The 19,703-nt window shown below is 70.4% G+C and carries 18 protein-coding genes; 13 read left to right on the forward strand and 5 right to left on the reverse strand.

Annotation, left to right across the window (positions count from 1 at the left end; genetic code table 11):
* Positions 1-59: 59 nt before the first annotated feature.
* Both VF106_RS48265 and VF106_RS48270 read left to right on the forward strand, forming a co-directional pair.
* Complete coding sequence (locus VF106_RS48265; protein ID WP_330846863.1) at positions 60-395, forward strand: winged helix-turn-helix transcriptional regulator; 336 nt, start codon at positions 60-62, stop codon at positions 393-395.
* A gap of 65 nt (positions 396-460) precedes the next feature.
* Complete coding sequence (locus tag VF106_RS48270; RefSeq protein ID WP_330846864.1) at positions 461-889, forward strand: DoxX family protein; 429 nt, start codon at positions 461-463, stop codon at positions 887-889.
* Here VF106_RS48270 and VF106_RS48275 read toward each other — a convergent pair.
* A complete protein-coding gene (locus tag VF106_RS48275) occupies positions 886-1,458 on the reverse strand; it encodes a TetR/AcrR family transcriptional regulator (protein ID WP_330846865.1) in 573 nt (190 codons plus the stop codon). The two genes, VF106_RS48270 and VF106_RS48275, sit on opposite strands and share 4 nt — an antisense overlap.
* A gap of 84 nt (positions 1,459-1,542) precedes the next feature.
* Between VF106_RS48275 and VF106_RS48280 the strand changes: the two genes are divergently transcribed.
* From VF106_RS48280 to VF106_RS48290, 3 genes are read left to right on the forward strand one after another with little or no spacing between them, the layout of a single operon-like run.
* Positions 1,543-2,139: a TetR/AcrR family transcriptional regulator gene (locus VF106_RS48280; protein ID WP_330846866.1), complete on the forward strand. Its 597-nt coding sequence runs from the start codon at positions 1,543-1,545 to the stop codon at positions 2,137-2,139.
* Positions 2,136-3,005 carry an alpha/beta fold hydrolase gene (locus tag VF106_RS48285; RefSeq protein WP_330846867.1) on the forward strand — a complete coding sequence of 290 codons (870 nt, stop codon included), beginning with the start codon at positions 2,136-2,138 and terminating at the stop codon, positions 3,003-3,005. The genes VF106_RS48280 and VF106_RS48285 overlap by 4 nt, the downstream gene beginning before the upstream one ends.
* Before the next feature lie 12 nt (positions 3,006-3,017).
* Positions 3,018-3,437: an SRPBCC family protein gene (locus VF106_RS48290; RefSeq protein ID WP_330846868.1), complete on the forward strand. Its 420-nt coding sequence runs from the start codon at positions 3,018-3,020 to the stop codon at positions 3,435-3,437.
* Here the strand turns inward: VF106_RS48290 and VF106_RS48295 are convergent.
* Positions 3,431-4,276 carry a helix-turn-helix transcriptional regulator gene (locus VF106_RS48295; RefSeq protein WP_330846869.1) on the reverse strand — a complete coding sequence of 282 codons (846 nt, stop codon included), beginning with the start codon at positions 4,274-4,276 and terminating at the stop codon, positions 3,431-3,433. The two genes, VF106_RS48290 and VF106_RS48295, sit on opposite strands and share 7 nt — an antisense overlap.
* 78 nt (positions 4,277-4,354) lie before the next feature.
* On the opposite strand from VF106_RS48295, the gene VF106_RS48300 reads away from it, so the two are divergent.
* Positions 4,355-4,726 carry a hypothetical protein gene (locus tag VF106_RS48300; RefSeq protein WP_330846870.1) on the forward strand — a complete coding sequence of 124 codons (372 nt, stop codon included), beginning with the start codon at positions 4,355-4,357 and terminating at the stop codon, positions 4,724-4,726.
* Here VF106_RS48300 and VF106_RS48305 read toward each other — a convergent pair.
* Both VF106_RS48305 and argS read right to left on the reverse strand, forming a co-directional pair.
* Positions 4,710-8,009, reverse strand: a complete 3,300-nt coding sequence (locus tag VF106_RS48305) for a hypothetical protein (protein WP_330846871.1) — start codon at positions 8,007-8,009, stop codon at positions 4,710-4,712. The genes VF106_RS48300 and VF106_RS48305 overlap by 17 nt on opposite strands.
* Positions 8,010-8,073: 64 nt before the next feature.
* Positions 8,074-9,843, reverse strand: coding sequence for an arginine--tRNA ligase (gene argS / locus VF106_RS48310; RefSeq protein ID WP_330846872.1), 1,770 nt, complete (start codon positions 9,841-9,843; stop codon positions 8,074-8,076).
* Between the two features lie 25 nt (positions 9,844-9,868).
* Between argS and VF106_RS48315 the strand changes: the two genes are divergently transcribed.
* The 6 genes from VF106_RS48315 to VF106_RS48340 all read left to right on the forward strand — a co-directional run bounded on the left by VF106_RS48315 (position 9,869) and on the right by VF106_RS48340 (position 17,914).
* Complete coding sequence (locus VF106_RS48315; protein WP_330846873.1) at positions 9,869-10,459, forward strand: RNA polymerase sigma factor; 591 nt, start codon at positions 9,869-9,871, stop codon at positions 10,457-10,459.
* A gap of 158 nt (positions 10,460-10,617) precedes the next feature.
* Entirely contained in the window at positions 10,618-11,151 is a 534-nt protein-coding gene (locus VF106_RS48320) for a hypothetical protein (RefSeq protein WP_330846874.1), read from the forward strand.
* Between the two features lie 85 nt (positions 11,152-11,236).
* The gene (locus tag VF106_RS48325; protein ID WP_330846875.1) at positions 11,237-13,534 is read left to right on the forward strand and encodes an immune inhibitor A domain-containing protein; all 2,298 of its coding nucleotides are present in this window, start codon (positions 11,237-11,239) and stop codon (positions 13,532-13,534) included.
* A 291-nt stretch (positions 13,535-13,825) separates the two neighbouring features.
* The gene (locus tag VF106_RS48330) at positions 13,826-14,881 is read left to right on the forward strand and encodes a trypsin-like serine peptidase (RefSeq protein ID WP_330846876.1); all 1,056 of its coding nucleotides are present in this window, start codon (positions 13,826-13,828) and stop codon (positions 14,879-14,881) included.
* 16 nt (positions 14,882-14,897) lie between these two features.
* Positions 14,898-17,588 carry a DNA/RNA non-specific endonuclease gene (locus VF106_RS48335; protein WP_330846877.1) on the forward strand — a complete coding sequence of 897 codons (2,691 nt, stop codon included), beginning with the start codon at positions 14,898-14,900 and terminating at the stop codon, positions 17,586-17,588.
* A 101-nt stretch (positions 17,589-17,689) separates the two neighbouring features.
* Complete coding sequence (locus tag VF106_RS48340) at positions 17,690-17,914, forward strand: hypothetical protein (protein WP_330846878.1); 225 nt, start codon at positions 17,690-17,692, stop codon at positions 17,912-17,914.
* Positions 17,915-17,952: 38 nt separating this feature from the next.
* Here the strand turns inward: VF106_RS48340 and VF106_RS48345 are convergent, their stop codons facing one another.
* The gene (locus VF106_RS48345) at positions 17,953-18,519 is read right to left on the reverse strand and encodes a class I SAM-dependent methyltransferase (protein ID WP_330846879.1); all 567 of its coding nucleotides are present in this window, start codon (positions 18,517-18,519) and stop codon (positions 17,953-17,955) included.
* A gap of 72 nt (positions 18,520-18,591) precedes the next feature.
* Between VF106_RS48345 and VF106_RS48350 the strand changes: the two genes are divergently transcribed.
* Positions 18,592-19,698: a serine hydrolase domain-containing protein gene (locus VF106_RS48350; protein ID WP_330846880.1), complete on the forward strand. Its 1,107-nt coding sequence runs from the start codon at positions 18,592-18,594 to the stop codon at positions 19,696-19,698.
* Positions 19,699-19,703 lie beyond the last annotated feature (5 nt).

Raw genomic sequence — 19,703 nt, forward strand, 5'->3', positions numbered from 1 at the left:
TAGACAAACGGCACGGTAGGGAAGTCGATGCCTACCAACCGGTGCCCAACGGGGGAGCTATGGACTACCTGGCCGACTGCCGGGCGCGCATCGCGTTCGACGTACTCGCGCACACCTGGAGCGGGGTGGTGCTGTGGGCGCTGCGTCACGGGCCACAGCGGCCGGTCAGTCTGCGCAAGCGGATCGGCGGCATCAGTGCCAAGGCGCTCAACGAGACGTTGCGGCGCCTGGAACACAGCGGCCTCGTCGCGCGTCAGGCCTACCGGGAGGCGCCGCCGCGCGTCGAGTATCACCTGACCGAGCTTGGCGCGACGCTCATCGGTCCGATCGGGGCACTCGGCGAGTGGGCCCACCGCCACGGCGACGAGGTCACCGTGGCGCGGGAAGAGCCGTGAGAACCGAACTCGCGCCGCGTCCGTCTCCAACGGTGAGGAGTGCTCACTGGGGAGAGGAACCCGCCATGGCCAGCCGATTCGCCACCAGCCAACCACTCGCCGCCCGACCGGTCGCGGTCGCCTTCGACGTTCTGATGTGGACGGTTCAGGTGCTGCTGGCCGCCTACTTCGTCTACAGCGCCTCACTGCTGTTCGGTGACGGTCTCGTCGGCAAGTTCCACGAGATCGGCTTCGGTCAGTGGCTGCGGTATCTCACCGGCACCCTTGAGCTCGCGGGCGCCATCGGCCTCGTGATCCCGTTCCTGTCCGGACTGGCCGGCCTCGGCCTGGCGGGCGTCATGGCGGGCGCGGTCGGCACCGAGCTCTTCCTGCTGCCGAACGGCGACGCGTTCCTGCCCGCACTGCTGGGTGGACTGGCCCTGACGGTCGCGGTTGTCCGCCGCAAGTCGGTACGCACCGCGCTGACCAGGGCCGCCGGTCTCGTCAAGCGCTAGCGGGGCGGCTGGATGAGGCCGGTCACGGCGGCCACCACCGCGTCCCTGCGCCCGGCGCTGGACTGGCAACCGAACTCCGGTCGCAGCGCCTTCAACGACGCGGTGGCGGCGTCCCAACTGATCACCAGCGCGATCACCATGGCCATCAGTTCCGCCGCCGGGATGTCGGCGCGGATCTGGCCCGCTTCCTGAGCCTCCGCGATCGCGGAGAGCCTCTTCCGGTACTGCTCGACCTCGACGTCGACGGGCTGCTCTCGCTCCAGACCCGCCCACAGGTACAGCCGCCGGATGTACGGCCACTGTTCCAACCGGTCGAACAGTCTGCCGGCGTAGCCGGGTAGGTGATCGGAGTCGAACGGGATCGACTCCGCCACCTTGAGCAAGCTGTCGGCGACGACCATGTCGAACAGCTCTTCCTTGGTCCCGAAGTGCATGTAGATCGACCGCTTGTTGGCCGTGGCGTTCTCGGCGATGCGGTCGACCCGGGCACCGGCCAGGCCGTGCGTGGCGAACTCGTCGACCGCCGCCTGCATGATTCGCCGCTTGGTCTCGGTGGCGTCGGGTGGCATGCGTTCATCGTACATAACCATCCAGATATTTACATGGCGAAAAAATCTGTACCCGACTCAACTTTGAGTCCGGTATGGTTCCGCATGGCGTCCTTGCGTGAGCGGAAGAAGGCCGAGACGCGGCAGCGCATTGCCGACGTGGCCACGGTGATGTTCATCCAGCGCGGGTTCGACAACGTCACGATCACCGAGATCGCCGAGGCGGCCGACGTGTCGAAGGTGACCGTGTTCAACTACTTCCCACGCAAGGAAGACATCTTCTTCGACCGGTTTCCGCAGGTCCGCGAGCTGCTCACGGCGGCGGTCGACGGGCGTGCCGATGGCGAGTCGCCGGTGGTCGCGCTGCGGCGGCTGTTCGTCGACCTCGCCGAGCAGGGCCACCCGATCGGCGGGTTCCGGGACCGGTACCTCCCGTTCTGGCGGACGGTGCTCGGCTCGGCCGCGCTGCGTGCTCGTGCCCGCGAGGCGGTCGAGGAGTTCGAGGCGCACCTGGCCGGGCTGCTCACGGGCATCGACCCGCACCCCCGGCTGACGGCGGCGTTGGCGATCGCCGCGTTCCGCACCGTCTTCACACACACCGCCGCCCGCATGCTCGCCGACGCGACCGCCGACGAGGTGATCACCGACCACATCGCCGCGGTCGAGCACGCGTTCGACACCCTGGCTGGAGGCCTGACATGACCACGATCCGAACCGACGGCGCGTCGCTGTACCACGAGCGCCGGGGCAGTGGTCCGGCGTTGCTGATGATCTCCGGTGGTGGCGGCGACGCCGGCTACTACAGCGAGGTCGCGGAGCGGCTCGCGGACACCTACACCGTGCTCACCTACGACCGGCGCGGCAACTCCCGCAGCACGGTCGACGACCCGGCGAGCCCGCTCGACATGGCGGAGCAGACCGCGGACGCGCTGGCTGTGTTGCGGCACAACGACTTCACGTCTGCGCTCGTGTTCGGTGGCAGCGGCGGCGCGCTCATCGCACTCGACCTGGCCGCCCGGCACCGCACCGTCGTCGAGGGGCTCATCGCACACGAGCCGCCGGTGTTCGCGCTGATGTCCGATGTGGAGCATGACCTGTTCGCCGAGATCGCGGAGATCACCCGGAGCGAAGGCGCCTGGCCGGCGTACGTCCGGTTCATCGCCACGATCGACCGGGTGGACAAGCCCGGCCTGCTGCACCGCCCACTCGGGCGCAGGTTGGTCGGTGGGCTCGCACGGACGGCCGTGCGCGTGGCCGGACTGGGTCCGAGGTCGCTGCGGGAGATGAGCCGGGTCATGGGCAACGCCGAGTACCTGATGTCCAACGAGGTGGCCCCGTTCCTGGCGCACACGACGGACTTCGCGGCGCTGGCGGGCATTCCGATCGTGATCGGGGTCGGTGCCGAGAGCCGGCAGTACTACATGGCCCGCGCGGGTGAGGCGGTGGCCGAGCGCCTCGGGGTGCCGGTGGTGGAGTTTCCCGGCAAGCACGCCGGTTACGTCGCGTCCCCGGAGGTGTTCGCCGTCCGGTTGCGGGAGGTGCTGGCCGGGTTGCGCCAGCCCGCCTGATTGGATGCGCGGATGGAGTGGAGCTCGTCGGTGGAGATCGCCGCGCCGCCTGAGGTCGTGTGGCGGGTGTTGAGCGAGGTGGAGGCCTGGCCGGAGTGGACGCCGTCGGTCCGCGCCATCGTGCGGGTCGACCCCGGTCCGCTGCACGTCGGCCAGCGGCTGCGGATCAGCCAACCCAAGGTGCCGACCACGGTGTGGCGGTTGACCGAACTGGTCGAGGGGCGCTCGTTCGTGTGGCAGGCGGGCGCTCCCGGCGCACGAACCACCGCGCACCACACCGTCGAACCGTCCGAACACGGCTCGCTGGCCACGCTGCGCCTCGGCATGCACGGCCCGGTCGGCGTGCTCGTCGGCGCGCTCATGAGCGGCATGAACCGCCGCTACCTACAGCTCGAGACCGACGGGCTGAAGCGGCGCAGCGAAGCTCAGTAGGCGAACCGCTCGAGCCCGGTGACGCGGAGCAGCTCCAGCGCCGACGCGGCGGCTGTGCCGGGTTCCGCCGAGTACATCAGGACCGTCTGGTCGGACTCCGGCACCAGCAGGACCTCACAGTCGAGCGTCAGCGGGCCAAGCTCCGAGTGGTTGACGGTCGTCCTGCCGGACCGCTGCCGTCCGGAACGCCCCGCGCGCCACAGGCTGTCGAACCGCTCGCTACCCGCCCGCAGGTCGGCGATGAGACCGGCCAGGTCGGGGTCGTCCGGGTAGCGGGCCTGCGCGGTCCGCAGGCAACCGACGCAGTCCGCGGCGGAGTCCGAGTCCGGTGACATCGCGACGCGCCCGATGCCGGAGCCGAGAAACCGTTGCCGGATCAGGTTCCGCCGGCCCGGCGGAACGGCCGAGAAGTCGCCGAACAGCGCGGCGGCGAGCGGGTTCCAGGCGAGCACGTCGGACTTGGCGGACAGCACGAGCGCGGGCAGGTCCGACATCCGGTCCAGCAACCGCAGCACGCTCGGCCGCACCAGCGTCGGGACACGGCCGGCCTGCGGGGGAGCGGAACCGGCGAGCCGGAACAGCGTGTCGCGGTCGTCTTCGGACAGTCGCAGCGCCCTGGCCAGCGCGCTGAGCACCTGTGTGGACGGCTTGGGAGCACGGCCCTGCTCCAGCCGGATCACGTAGTCGACGCCGAGCCCGGCGAGCTGTGCCACCTCTTCGCGGCGCAACCCCACCACCTGCCTGCGCGGACCGGCGGGCAGACCGACGTCGGCTGGCGTGACACGAGCCCGCGCGGTCTTCAGCACGGCGGCGAGTTCAGCTCTGTCCACTCCCGCCATCCTGCCCGACGTGCGGCGGCGGGGGGTGGTACTGGCGATCCCTGGCGTTCTGCCGCGCCAGAAGTGAGGCTGGGAGCCATGATCCTGTCACTGGGTTTGCACCCGAGCGCCCTCGACTACAGCCGCCACCCGGGCCTCGACGAGGAAACGCTGAAGGCTCGCATCGCGGTGGGGGAAGCGGCGCTGCGCGAGGACGGGTTCGACTTCGTGACGTGCCAGGTCTCCGCCGACCCGGACGAGGCGGAGGAGCAGGTCCGCGAGTGCCTGGCCGGCCGACCGGTCGAGGCCGCGATGATCGGCGGGGCCGTGCGGATGATGCCCGAGCACACGCTGCTGTTCGAACGGCTCGTGAACCTGCTCGTCCAGCTCGTCCCCGGCATCGTCTTCTGTTTCAACACCTCACCGGAAACCACCGTCGACGCGTTGCGCCGCGTCACTCGCGGCTCGTGAGCGTGTCGATGGCGGCGAGACGGACGTCCGGGTCCTGGTGGGCACGCAGGCGCCCGATCAGCCCGCGCCACCGCGCCGGCCAGTTGGCCTCCTCGCCGGCGGCGCCCGTGACCGCGACCGCGAGCATCGGTTGGTGGGCGACGAGCGCCTCGGCCAGGTCGTACAGATGGGTCTCCGGGACGTGGTGAGCCCGCCGACCAACGGCGGTACGCAGGGCGTCGTGGGCGTACCAGGCCCAGCGCGGGGTGTCGGCAAGCTCGGCCACACGCACCAGGGCTCGTATGTCGTCGGCGGTCGCGGCGAGATCGACAGCGGAGATGGCCAGGTCCAGCGCGGGCCGGCGCAGCGTCGGTGAACCGGCGAGCGCGTCGGCCAGCTCCGCCGCGGCCCGGCGGAGCGTTGGCATGCTGAAGGAACTCCAGTGCACGACCTTCGCCAGCTCCAGGATCCGTTGGCGGGCCGGCAGATCACGGTCTTCCGCCGGCGGGTCGGCCGCGTCCGCCGCGTCGATGAGCTGGGCGGCGACCGCCAGCAGCGGCGACGAGTCCTCGGACGTGGCGCACGCGGTGATGAGCGTCGACAGTGCGGGGTGCCAGGTTGCGGTGCCGGCAAGGTCGGTCACATGGCTGACGAGCAGCGCCGTGCTCGCGGTGTCCCAACGGGTCCAGGCGGGCAGCGCGGCCAGGCCGAGTCGGGCGGTGTCCGGGAGCTCGGCGCCGGCCACCGTGCGGACCAGGCCGGCGTAGCGGGACCGGTGCCGCTCGGCGATAACCTGTGGGCGGACGTCCAGGAGTGCCGTCGCCACCGCGTGTTCGGCGCTCGCCGACTCGGTGAGCAGCGGCCAGACCCGCTCGTCGTCGAGCTGCCGGGAGGCGGCGGACACCAGCGCTCGGCGCACGTCGTGGTGCTGGTCGGGCTCGGCCCACGCCGCGGTCAGGAGGTCCACCGCGCCCGCCGCGTGGTGGGTGGCGAGCAGTCGCACCGCCTCCTTGCGGGAGGTGACCTTCCTGGCCGTCAGTGCCGGGGCGAGTGCCTCGGCCAACCGGTCCGGCGGCACGAACCGGGCGCAGCGGGTCGCCGCGTAGACGGCCACCCGTGCCCGGTCGTCGTCCACGTGGGCGAGCAGGTCGGGCAGCACCTCGGCCGGCTCGTCGGTCCGCGCCAGCGCGCCGAGCGCCGCCTCGACCACCGAGACGTCCTCGTTCGTCAGGAACGCACGGAGGCGGTCGGCGCTACCGGGGAGCGCACCCAGCCCGGTGACCGCCTTGACCCGCTCCCAGATCTGGGCGGTCGGCGCGGTGGCGACCCGACCGAGCACGTCGGCGTACATGGCGACCTGGCGCGGCAGCCAGCGTTGGAAGCCGCCGACGAACCCCGGCACGTGCCGATGGCTCTTCTTGAGGAACCGGCCGTGCAGCGGCTTGCCGAACACCTCGTCGAGCAGGTCCGTGCGCCGCCAGCCGATCCCGTGACACACGCTTGGCAGCACGATCGTCGACCGGTCCGTGCGGAAGACCTCGGCGAGCCGCTCGTCCCTGGTGGCCGGCGGCGCCAGCCACAGCTCGATCGCCCTGCGAACCACCTGGTCGTCGGCCGCCTTCCTGGCCCGGCCGACCATGTCCTGCAGGCCGGGCATCGTCCACGCCCGCCGGCCGAGCCCCAGAGCGAGTGAGAGGGCGAGTTCGAACCTGCCGCGCCGTGCGTCGCGTTCCAGCCGGGGTCGCAGTGCCTCGAACACCTGGTGCTCACCCCCGCGCGGCAGGTGGTGGTCGAGGCTGCCGAGGTCCAGCCACGGCCTGCGCTGGCCGAGCGCCGACAGCCCGCGCAAGCCGGTGTCCACCAGCTCCGACTGCCTGGTCAGCACACCCTCTCGGATCAGCCCGACGGCAAGCTCGCGGACTGCCTGCTGGGTCGGTGGGGAGCAGTCCCGCGCCTGTGTCGCGTCGGTCATCAGCTTGGTCACCAGCGCGAGGTCCGCGGTCCGGAACAGCCACGGTGGAGTCCGGGCGAGCGCGCTCAGCGCGGGCTGACGCACCGGGTCCTGGTCGTTGGCCAACCGGGACAGCAGGCCGAGCATGTCGCCGAACACGTCGGGGTCGCGACTGGCCGCGGCGCCCTCGATGAGGCACTGGTACGCGTGGGCGCGCTCGTCGGGGGAGGACCGGCGGGTGGCGTCGAGCAGGGCTTCGCGGGCCTCCGGCCACGGAAGCCAGGCGGTGACCTCGAGCCGGAAGACCGGGCTGTCCGCCACGGCGTGCGTGCCGAGCCAGCGCCGCCCATGCTCCGCCCGTGCCGCCGCCGGGAGCAGGCCGAGGATGCTCGTGGGCAGTCCGATGTGGAGCGGAGGATGGTCGCCGACGGCGGCGGTGTACACGACGGTCCGCCGGCCGGGTGGCAGTACGCGGAGGAACCTGGGCAGCTGTCCCGTGTCCAGAACCCAGCCCAGCGCGGACAGTTCGGCGTCACTCGCGCCGAGCAGCGACCGCCACAGCGTGCGGCCGCCCGGCGGGTTCTCGCAGCGCGGGTGGGTCAGCACCGCGAGCAGCCGGGAGGCGTCGTGGCGGCCCAGCGCGCCCATGACGCGGCCGAGCGAAGCCGGCAGCGGTGCGTACGGCACGACCCTTTCCAGCACAGAAAGGACCCGGTCGGGGTCGGTGAGGGCGGTGACCGCGAGCCCGCCGCCGATGTTGTGCAGCAACCGGCTCCAGTCCGTCTTCGGGGTCGTGGCGAGCGCGGTGTCCACGTGATCGAGGAACACGCGGGGATGGCGAAGCCCGAGCCGCCGCCAGCCGGTGACCGCGTAGGCGAGGTCCGGCAGTTCGGCCGCGACGGTCTCCGGCGTGCACATGGGAAGCAGCGCCGCGGCCTCGTTATCACCGAAGCGCGCACGGGCGACGGGCAGCAACGCCTCCGCCAGTTCGGTCGCCCTGCGCCGGCGCACCTCCTGGTAAAGGGTGGCGCGCATGGCGGACGCGAGCTCGGGCAGCTTGTCGACCAGCACCGCGGCGGGCAGGTTCAGCCGGACCGCGCTGATCAGCGCGTAACGCAGCACGTTCGTCTCGACACCGGACAGGCAGCGTTCGACGTGAGCGCGTTCCCCGGCGATGCCAGCCAGCAGCAACCCGATCCGCCGGGCGAACTCGCCGCTCCCGTGCAGGTCGTCGAGCAGACGGGTCAGTTCGTCGGTGCCGGCGACCCGCCGCCCGTGCACGGCGAGCAGCCGCTGACGGTCGCGAAAGGACAGTCCGTCGATCGCCTCGAGCAGTCCACGTGCGGTGGTCATGGCGAGCGATTGTGCCCGCTGTCACCGTCTCGCACAGTCGATTTACCCAAACTCGTCGTTGGCGCTACATCGATTCCGGTGCGGCGATGCCCAGTAGCTCCAGTCCATCGCGCAGGGTGGCGGCCGTCAGGTGGCACAGTGCGATCCGGTTGGCGCGCACCGGTTCGGCCGCACGGAGTACCGGACACTCCTCGCAGAAGGCGGTGCAGGCGCGGGCAAGCTCGTACAGGTAGTTGCAGAGTCGGTGTGGTTCAAGGGTTGCCGCTACCTCGGTGAGGGCGGTGGAGAAGCCGTCGATGGCGAGCACGAGCGTGCGTTCGGTTGGATGGAGCGGGACTTCCGGGTCGACGGCGTGGGTCGTCGCGCCGGCCTTGCGGAGGATGGAGCGGACGCGGGCGTGCGCGAACTGGAGGTACACGCCGGTGTTGCCCGCGAAGGACACCATGCGGTCGACGTCGAAGGCGTAGTCCTTCGTCCGTGAGGTCGACAGGTCCGCGTACTTCACCGCACCGATCCCGGTCTGCTCGGCGATCCGGTCGAGCGTGGCCGGGGCCAGACCGGGATTCTTTTCCGCCACAACGGTTCTGGCGCGAGCGACGGCTTCGTCGACAAGGTCGGTCAGCCGCACCGTGTCGCCGGCGCGGGTTCTGAACGGGCGCCCGTCGAGCCCGAGCACCATGCCGTAGGCGACGTGGGCCACGTCGACCGTGTCGGGCAGCCACCCGGCCCGGCGGGCGGCCTCGAAGACCAGCGCGAAGTGTTGGGCCTGGCGGGCGTCGGTGACGTACAGCAGCTGGTCGGGGGCGAGCTCGCGGACGCGGTAGCGGATGGTGGCGAGATCGGTGGTGTCGTAGCCGTAGCCGCCGTCGCTCTTGCGGACCATCAGGGGCACGGGTTCACCCTCACGACCGAGGACGTGTCGGGAGTACACCACCAGCGCGCCGTCGCTCGCCACGGCGATGCCGGCGGCGACGAGATCGGCGACGGTGTCGGCGAGCATCGGGTTGTAGAACGACTCGCCGACCGAGTCCGCCGGCGTGAGCAGCACGCCGAGCCGTGCGTAGATCGCGTGGAACGCCTGCTCCGACTCGGCGACGATGTCCCGCCACCGGGCGAGCGTCGCCGGGTCACCGGCCTGGAGCGCGACGACGCGGCGGCGGCAGCGGTCGGCGAAGTCGGCGTCGGCGTCGAAACGCGCGCGGGAGGCGCGGTAGAGCTCGTCGTACGGGGCCGTGGCGGGCACCTCGTCCATGTACTGGATCAGCATCCCGAACTGCGTTCCCCAGTCGCCAAGGTGGTTCTGCCGGACGACGTCGCCGCCGAGGAACGCCAGCACCCGGGCGAGACAGTCGCCGAGGATGGTCGTGCGGAGGTGCCCGACGTGCATCTCCTTGGCGATGTTGGGCGCCGAGTAGTCGACGATCGTGCGCCTGCCGGACAAGGGCCTGCCGACGCCGAGGCCGGGACCCAGCCGGGCCGCCATCTGTGTCCACATGGCACGGTCGCCGAGGGTGATGTTGAGGAAGCCCGGCCCGGACAGTGCGACCGAGCCCACGGTGAGTGTCGACGCCAGGTCGGTGGCGAGGTCGGCCGGACGGACGCCGGCGCGTTTGGCCAGCGCGAGCGCCGCGTTCGACTGGAAGTCCGCGTGCTCGGACCGTCGCACCAGCGGGTCCGCTCCGGCCAGTTCCGGGCGTGTGCTGGCGATGGCGGTGGACACCGCGCCGGACACCTGGTCCAACAGCGGTACCACCTCGACGGTCTGCACGGTGGCGTCCTCCTTGCTCGGGTCTTCATCGTCCCAGCCCTGGTCCACTGCTTTTTGTGACAACAACGGCGGTCCGTACGCCTAGGCGGTCGTGGCAGGTGAACTGTTGGCGGTGGTGCGTGAGGCAAGGGGCGGGAGCGAGGAGGCGTTCCGGGAGCTGTACCGGGAGGTGCAGCCCGGTCTACTGCGGTACCTGCGCGGGATGGTCGGCGCCGACGCCGAGGATCTGGCTTCGGAGACGTGGCTGCAGATCGCGCGCGACATTCGGTCCTTTAGGGACGAAGGGGTCGGGTTCCGTGGCTGGGCGGTCACGATCGCCCGACACCGTGCCCTGGATCACATGCGCCGCAACAGGAGACGCCCGGTCACCGACGTGTCGGCGGACGTCCTGACCGAGATGGCGGACTGGCACGACACGGCCGAGCAGGTGATCCGTCTCGAGTCGACACACGCCACGATCGCGTTCATCGCGACGCTGCCACGGGATCAGGCCGAAGCGGTGCTGCTGCGGATCGTCGTCGGGCTGGACGTCGAGGCCGCTGCGCAGGTGATGGGCAAGCGAGCCGGTGCCGTGCGGACCGCCACGTGGCGAGGTCTGCGCAGGTTGTCGCAGCGTTTGGCACCGGATTCGGCGGACGGTGTGACGAACGCGGTGCGCCCGACGCCAAGGAGAGCGAGATGAGCAGTTACCGATCACGTGGTGTTCCACGTCGCCTCACGGCGGTGTTGTGTGCGGCGACCGCCCCCGCCCATCCCGAGGAGATAGCCGGAGAGGGGGTGGTGGTGGCCGCTTTCCAGGCCGCTCAACTCACTCCTGTACCCGACACTCGGAGACCGTCCATGTTCAAGTCCTTCCTGGCGAAGGGACTCACCGTCAAGGCTGCGATCATTCTCGCCGCCACCGGTACCACCGGCGTCGCGCTCGCCGCCGGCTCCGGCGCGCTGTCCGTGCCGTGGGGCGAGTCGCCCGCCACGCCGCCGGCGAACTCCCGCGCGGCCACGCCTTCGGCCCCGCCGTCGGTCACCCCGACCGGACGTCCGTCCGACGTGGGGAAGCCAGCCGACGCCGGCACTCCTTCGCCGTCCATGGCCGGCCTGTGCCAGGCCTACGAGTCGCAGGTGCGCGAGAACCCGGGCAAGGCCTTGGAAAGCGCTGCCTTCACCGCGCTGGTCGACGCCGCCGGTGGTGCCGACAAGGTGCCGCAGTACTGCGACACCCTCCCCGACGAGCACCCGACCGGCAAGCCAAGTGACCTCCCAACGCCGACCACGTACGGCAGCGAGCCGGCGTCCCGTCCGGCACCGCCAAGTCACCCCGAAACGCCGGGCAGTTCCGTCCGCGCCGCCGTCCCCAGCGGGCCGAAACAGAACTGACCGGAATGGAGTGGGTTCGGGCGACTCCACGCGCTCGAACCCACTCCCGCCTGACAACTGAACGAAATACGTGAGGGGCGTGTTTGTGAAGAAGATCGTGTCCGGCGTGCTCGCGAGCACCGCCGTCGTTGCCGCGTTCGTGGCGACGCAGCAGTCGTCCGTGGCGGCCGGTCCGCGCGGCGATCAGGCGGCGCCCGCGTCGCACCGGCCGGACAACCTGCCCGGTCCCCTTACCGCGCAACGCATCGAGCTGCGCAAGCAGGCGATCGACAAGGTCGCCCGGGGCGTGGCGAAGGCGAACGCGGAGGGCGTGGTCGAGGTGGCGCCAGGCAAGTTCGCCGAGACCGAGACGGCCCGTCAGGACAGGATCTTCACGATCCTGGCCGAGTTCGGTGACCAGAGCGCCGGCCGGTACGGCACCGTGCCCGGCCCACTGCACAACGAAATCCCAGAACCCGACCGTGGCGTCGACAACTCGACGGAGTGGACGTCCGACTACAGCAAGGCGTTCTACGAGAACCACTTCAACGGCGACGGCGAGTCGATGCGCACGTACTACGAGGCGCTGTCGAACGGCCGGTACTCGGTGACGAACACCGTCACCGACTGGGTCAAGGTGCCGTACAACGCCTCCTGGTACGGCGACAACGCCCGCGAGAACGACGGTGGCGCCTGGGATTTCATCGCCGACTCCGGCACGGCGTGGTGGGACTCGCGGATCGCCGCCGGCGAGACCCCGGCCGAGATCGACGCCTATCTGGCCCAGTTCGACGTGTGGGACCGCTACGACTGGGACCACGACGGGAACTTCGACGAGCCGGACGGCTACCTCGACCACTTCCAGGCCGTGCACGCCGGTGAGGGCGAGGACGCCGGCGGTGGCGCGCAGGGCGAGGACGCGATCTGGTCGCACCGCTGGTACGTCAACGGCGACGACTACGGTCTCGCCGGCCCACAGATCGGTGCCACACAGAACAAGTCCGGTGGCGCACGAATCGGCGGGTCGCGGTACTGGATCGGTGACTACACGACAGAACCCGAGAACGGCGGTCTCGGCGTGTTCTGCCACGAGTTCGGGCACGATCTCGGCCTGCCCGACTTCTACGACACCACGGGCAACGGCGAGAACTCGACGGCGTTCTGGACACTGATGAGCTCCGGCTCGTGGCTGGGCCACGGCGCGGCCGCTAACGAGGGCATCGGCACACACCCCGGTCTCATGGGCGCGGAGGAGAAGCTGTTCCTCGGCTGGCTCGACCACGACACGGTGGACCTGGGTTCGTCGGGCACCTACACGCTCAACCCCGCGCAACTCCAGGTCGACGGCAAGGCCCAGGCGGTCCGCGTCAACCTGCCGGACCGCACGACGAGCACCACCTACGCCACACCGCCGTCCGGCACCCACGCGTGGTGGACGGGCTCGGCCGACAACCTGAACCAGTCGCTCACCCGCGAGATCCCGGCGGCGGCACGGATCACGGTGGCCGCGAACGCCTGGTACTCCATCGAGGCCGGCTTCGACTTCCTCGTCGGTGAGTACTCTGTGGACGGTGGAGCGAACTGGGCCCGCGCCGGTGCGCTCGTCGACGGTGACTCGGCGAACAAGTGGGTCTCGACGAAGTTCTCCTACGACCCGGGCGGAAAGCCGTCGCTGTTCCGGTTCCGCTACCAGAGCGACGGCGGTGTGCACCTGGCCGGCGCGTTCCTCGACGACATCACGGTACGCAGCGGGGGCACGACCCTGTTCTCCGACAACGTCGAGCAGGGTGCGAACGGCTGGACCGCGGGCGGGCTGTGGAAGATCTCGACCGGCACCGAGACCGGCACGTTCCCGCGTTACTACCTGGTGGAGAACCGGGAGTACGTCGGCTCCGACGCGTTGCTGGCCGAGGGGCCCTACCAGTTCAGCAAGGGCCTGACCGCGCCGAACTGGGTCGAGTTCTTCAAGTTCCAGAACGGAATGCTCGTCTGGTACGTCGACAACTCCTACGGCGACAACAACGTGAGCGAACACCCCGGAGCCGGCGCGGCGATGGTGGTTGACGCGCGGCCCGCGCCGTTCAGCTATCCCGACGGGACGCGGCCGAGCAACCGCCGCCAGCCGTTCGACGCCACGTTCGGCCTGGAACCGACGGACGAGACGTGCCTGCACAAGGAAGTGTTGTCCGGCAAGGGACAACAGCAGACGGTCGCGACCTTGGCCGCGTGCGCACCGTCCACACCGGGCATCCCGACGTTCGACGACACCAACCCCGACGCCTACTACAGCGCGGCCAATCCACAAGGGAGCGTGAAGGTGGCCGGCCACGGCGTCCGGATCACGGTAACCGGCGACGCGGGTGACGACCTGACCATTTCGGTGGTCAACCCGGCTGCCGGCTGAGACGGCTCACTCAGCCGGTAGCCAGCGGCGGTGGTTCGGTTCTCCGGGGATCCGAGCCACCGCCGCTCCTTTTGGCCTCGGCCGGCGACGGTGATGCCGGCGCCGTTCTCACGCCCATGTGAAATGTTCCCCGATTCTCCTCGGTCTGCGAAATTTATCGCGAGTCACGGCAGGTGACAACTCTCTGACGGAGCGTGCCGAAAACGGAAATCGTTGCGGCCGTAACGTTCCGTGGAATCTGCCGAAGTTAGGTGGTAACGCGCCTTGTCGACCGTGTAAGGAGGCCGGGCGATGGTCCAGCACGACATCGTGTCCCAAATACTGACCTTTGGAAAAGATCTCGACGTCATCGCGGAAGAGCTCGCCGACGACCCCGCCGCGGTCGTGCGAAAGGTGGCGCCGGGACGCGCGCGGTACGGCGCGGAGATGGCCGTCGGCGCGCGGGCCGAGCGGTTGCCGGCCGTCGAGGTGGCCACCCGGCGCGCGCTGGAGGACTACGTCGGGCCGGCCAGGCACGCGGTCGAGAACATCATCCAGAACGGACCGGAGGCCCGCATCACCCCGGCCGAGGGGATCGCGCTCGAGGCGATCGTCCTGCCCATCGGCCGGCCGGCGATCCTCATCCAGGACGGCAGCTTCTTCCCAGCCGCGGGCGCGTGGAAGGACGAGCTGGAGAAGCACCGCACGTCGATCGAGACGGTCTTCACCGGCGTCGGCCGCATCGAGGTCGCCGGACACCCCGACCTGGCATGGCTCGGCACCGGCTGGCTCGCCGCGCCGGGAGTGATCATGACCAACCGGCACGTCGCCGCCGAGTTCGCCCGCGCGGACGGCGCAGGCTGGAAATTCGCCTCCGGAATGTCGGCGTGGGCGGATTTCAACGAAGAACTGTCGGCGCGCACACCAATGGAGATCAAACTCACCGAGGTCATCGGAATTCACCCGGATTTCGACCTCGCGCTACTTGCCTGTGCCCCTTGCGACTTCGCGCCGCTGCGCATTTCCGCGACCGGCACGAAGGCTGGCGCGAAAGTGTATGTCGTGGGATATCCGGCCGCCGATGGTCGGCGTAACGACCCGGACGAGATGCAGCGGATTTTCGCCGGCGTCTACAACGTGAAACGGCTGCAGCCCGGCGAGGTCCGTTCCGTCGGCGGGACGCGCCTGGTCCACGACTGCTCGACCCTCGGCGGCAACTCGGGGTCCTGCGTCGTCGACCTCGAGACCGCGGAGGTCGTCGGCCTGCACTTCGGTGGCCGCTACCTCCAGGGCAACAACGCGGTGCCGCTGTGGGAGCTCGCCGACGACCCGCTGCTGCGGTCCGCCGGCGTGACCATCGCGGCCTGACAGCAGGAGAAAAGCGATGCGGCAGCACACCATCGTCTACGTGCACGGAAACGGGAACAAGCCGCGTGCGGACCGGCTCCGGTTGGAGTGGGACCGCGCCCTGTTCGGCCGGAGCCTCGGCCCGGCGTCACGCATGGCCTACTGGGCGTCCGTGCGCTACTCACGACCACTGGAGGAACTGCCCGAGGCGGCGGCCGTCGAGGTACCGCTCCTCGTCGAGTCGCCGGAGCAGTTCATCGCCGACACACGATTGTCGGCGCTGAAGGAGGTCGCCCCCACCGAGAACGTCGCCGAACACCACGAGCCGCTCGAGCCGTGGCTGCGCCGCATGGCCTACGCGGCCGAGGCGCTCGCCGGTGACGAGGGCACGCTCGAAGCACTCCCGCTGCCCCGCGCCGCCCGCATCGCCGCCTTCCGCGCGCTGGTGAAACGGTCCTTCGAGGACGTGCACGCGTACTTCTTCGGCGGCGACAGGGACCGGATGAAGGCGGTGGTCCGCGAGGCTCTCCGCGGCGTCGACGGCCCGGTGGTCGTGCTCGCGCACAGCCTCGGCACGATCATCGCCTACGACGTGCTGCGCGAGCTGGACGCGGGGGAGCTGGCCGTGCCGCTGTTCGTGACCGCCGGCTCGCCGCTCGGGGTGACCGAGGTGCAGGACCTGATCACGAACCCGCTCGAGGTGCCCTCGGTCGTGAGCAGGTGGCTCAACGTCTCCGACCTGCGTGACCTCGTCGCGCTCGACCACACCGTCCGTTCGGAGTTCCGGCCGCCCGAGAAGTGCCAGGACGCCTTCGTCAGCAACACGAGCGACAACCACCACGGGATCGCCGAGTACCTGCGCACCCGCCCGGTCCGCGACTCGGTCCTCCCGCTGTTCGGCGCGGGCCCCGAGTCGGCCGTCGCCGCCAGGGTCGCCGACCGGACCGACGCGCGGCGGGCGAACATCAACCTGCTCAACCAGCGTGGCGGGCTGGCCAGGGCCGACGACCCGCGCCGGGTGGTCGCACGGCTCGACCGGCTCGGCCGGCACTACCCGGACCTGCCGAAGGTCGACGCGAACGCACTGGCGGCGGGCGAGCTCGCGGCGGTCACCGCGGCCGAGGACGCCCTGGAGAAGATCGTCCTCACCGACGACCTGCTCGGCATCGGCTACCTGGAGGGCGGGGTCGCCGCGTCCCGCGCCGTCGCACGGGTCGTCATCCGTGACGAGCGGGACAAGGTCGTCGGCTTCGGCACCGGCTCGATGGTGTCGCCGCACCTGTTCCTCACCAACCACCACGTGCTCGGTGACGCCGCCACGGCCGTCCACAGCCGCGTGCAGTTCGACTTCCAGGACGCGTTCGACGGCAAGCCGCTCGCCGTCACCGAGTTCGGCCTCGACCCGGACCGGTTCTTCCTGGCCGACCAGACACTCGACTTCGCGCTCGTCGCGGTCCGGGCCGCGCCGGCGGAGCTGGCCAGGTTCGGGTCCAACCGGCTGATAGGCGCCGAGGGCAAGGCCATCGTCGGCGACTTCGTCACGATCATCCAGCACCCCGGCGGCGAGAAGAAGCAGATCGCCTTGCGGGAGAACCGGATCGTGGACGTACTGGACCGGTTCCTGCACTACGAGACCGACACCGAGCCGGGTTCCTCGGGTTCCCCGGTGTTCAACGACCAGTGGGAGGTCGTCGCGCTGCACCACGCCGCGGCGCCAACGAACAAGCACAAGGAGCTCGGCGGCTGGGTGAACGAGGGCTTACGGGTGAGCAGGCTGCTCACCTTCCTGCGCGGCCGGGAGTATCCGGCGGCGCAGCGGGCGCTGGTCACCGAACTACTCGGCGAGGACGAGACGGCCGAGGCGATCCACATCGACCCGGACTACGGCAACAGGGCGGGCTACGACCCGGACTTCCTCACCGACCACCACGTGTCGCTGCCCGAGCTGCCGGCGGACCTCGAACGACTCGCCGCGGTCAACCGCATGGCGAACGGCGACAAGCCGTACATCCTGCCGTACCACCACTTCAGCGTCGTGCTCAACAAGGAGCGCAAGCTGGCGTTCTTCACCGCGGTCAACATCGACGGGGCCAGCAGCCAACGGCTCGCGCGTGAGCGTGACCGCTGGACCCTCGACCCGCGTGTGCCGGCCGATGAGCAGACCGGCGAGGCCGTGTACCGCGACAACCCGCTGGACCGAGGGCACCTGGTACGCAGGCTGGACCCGGCGTGGGGCACGACGAAGGCGATCGCGAAGTCGGGCAACGACGACACGTTCCACTTCACCAACTGCGCCCCGCAGCACGCGGACTTCAACCAGAACGACACGACCTGGGCGGGCCTGGAGGACTACATCCTCAACAACGCCGGCACCCAGGACCTGCGGGTGTCCGTCTTCACCGGCCCGATCTTCGCGGAGGACGACGACGCCTACCGCGATGTGCTGCTGCCCAGGCAGTTCTGGAAGGTCGTGGCCATGGTGAAGGAGTCCGGCGAGCTGTCGGCCACCGCCTACCTGCTCAGCCAGGCCGCACTGCTGGACGACCTCGAAGCGGCGCAGGCCGAGTTCTCCTACGGCGCGTACCGGACGTTCCAGGTCCGGGTCAGCCGCGTCGAGGACCTGACGCGCCTGTCGTTCGGCACGCTCCGCGACGCCGACCCACTGGCCAGGATGGAAGCCATGCCGAGCCTCCGGGAGATCAACCAGCTGCGACAGATCGTGCTGTAACCCCGCTCCTGCCCCTTCCCGCGAACAGGCCCCGCGCTCGTGATCGGACCGCTATGGTCTGCCCGTCATGAACGCGAGTCCCCACCGTGAAGGAGCATGACGTGGCTGTTTCCGCCGAGCTTGCCAAGCAACTGGACAAGGACTACGAGAACCTGAGCGTGGCCGAGATCCTCGACGCGCCGGTTGCCGCCCTGTCCGGGGTCAGCGCGGGCGACGCCGAGAAGCTGGAGGCGGCCTTCGGCGTCAAGACCGTCCGTGATCTGGGCACCAACAAGTACTTCCGGCTCGCCGCGGCGTTCGCCGAACTCGACTCGCTGGCGAAGTGAGCGAATGAGGTCCGGGTGCCGGCGGTGGCATCCGGACCTCATTCCATTGTGCGGTGACCCTGGTCCGGCTCGTGTACCGAGACCGCGTAGTCGCCGCCGGTGAACGGGTCGCGGTCCCACGTCGCGAACCGTTCGACCAGGCGTAGCCCGGCGGCCGCCGCGTGGGCGTCGTAGTCGGCGAGGCCGTAGCCGCGGTCGAGGCTGAAGCCCGCGACCAGCAGCCGGCCCACGTGCCGTGCAACCCCCGCCACCAGCGCCGCCTGCGTGCCGGGCGGGGTGAACAGCGGCACGTTGCCGGCCATCACCACGACGTCGAACGTCCGCCCCAGCTCGAGGCCGGCGAGATCCCCTTCGACCCACGTGACCCCCGGCGCCCGCCGGTGCGCGGTGGCCAGCATGGACGCGTCGACGTCCACCCCGACCACCTCGACGCCGTGCCGGTCCAGCTCGATCGCCACCCGGCCCGTGCCGCACCCCGCGTCCAGCACGCTCACCGGCCGGTACGCCCGAACGAAGGTCGCCTCGCCGTGAACGTCGGCGCCTTGCGCGGCCAGCACGTCGAAGCGGTCCTGGAAACGGTCACCGTCCCACTGGATACGTGTCACCCGGCCACTTTACGGCCGATCGTGGGTGACGCCGCTTCACAGTCATACATTACCGGGGTATGGTATCGGTTCATGTCGAGCATTGGGGGCAACATGATCGAGGTAGAAGGGTTCGTCGCGACCGGCTTCGAGGCGGTGCGCGAGACCTTCCAGGGTTTCGTCGACGACGGCCGGGAGAACGGCGCCGGGCTGTCGGTCTGGCGGAACGGACAGGAGGTCGTCCAGCTGCGTGCCGGCTGGGCCGACGCGGAGCGGCGACACCCGTGGCGTGCGGACACGTTGGTGCAGCCGTACTCGCTGTCGAAGCCGTTCGCCGCGCTGACGGCCCTGGTCGCGGTGCGGGACGGTGCGCTCTCGCTGGACGAGCCGATCGCCGACCACTGGCGCGAGTACGGCCGGCACGGCAAGGATCGGACCACGCTGCGCCACGTCCTCACGCACCAGGCGGGCCAGCTTCGGTTCCCCGACTCGGCGGCCGGGCTGGATCTGCTGGACGACGCTGGCCTGCGGGAGAGCCTGGCCGCGGCGCCGCCGGAGTTCGAGCCGGGTGCCTCGCTGGGGGAGCACGCGCTGACCTACGGCCACCTGATCGACGGCGTGCTGCGGGCGAGTGCCGGGACGTCGCTGGGGGAGGTCTTCAACGACGTCGTGCGCCCCGCGCTGGGGCTCGACGCCTGGTTCGGCGTGCCGACGGACGAGCTGTCTCGCGTCGCCGAACTGGAGTACGTGAGCCCGGACGTGCCGCGGCTCCTCCCGCTCCGGCAGTGGGTGGCGGGGCCGCCCGGCATCCTGGACCTGGCCGAGATGAACTCGACGCCGTGGCGTCAGGCCGTGTTCGGGGCGGTCAACCTGCACGTCACCGCCAGCGCCGTCGCCGGTTTCTTCGCCGACCTCGCTGGCCCGGACGGCGCGGTGCGGCGACTGCTCGGGCCGGACCTGCACGCCGAGTTCATCGCTCCGCAGGTCCGTGGCCACGACATGGTCTTCGACACGACGATCACGTGGACGCTCGGCCTCATCCGCGACGACGTGAAGATCGCCAAGGGTGGGCTGGGTGGCTCCGCCGCGTGGTGGTCGCTGCGGCACGGCCACGCGTGTGCCTACCTGACCCGCCGGCTGGGTGACATGTCGCGTGCCGGCGAACTGGCCGCCGCGCTGGGCGATGACCTGAGCATCTGACCACC

The sequence above is a fragment of the Actinophytocola sp. genome, from assembly GCF_036378875.1.
Lineage (GTDB): Bacteria > Actinomycetota > Actinomycetes > Mycobacteriales > Pseudonocardiaceae > Actinophytocola.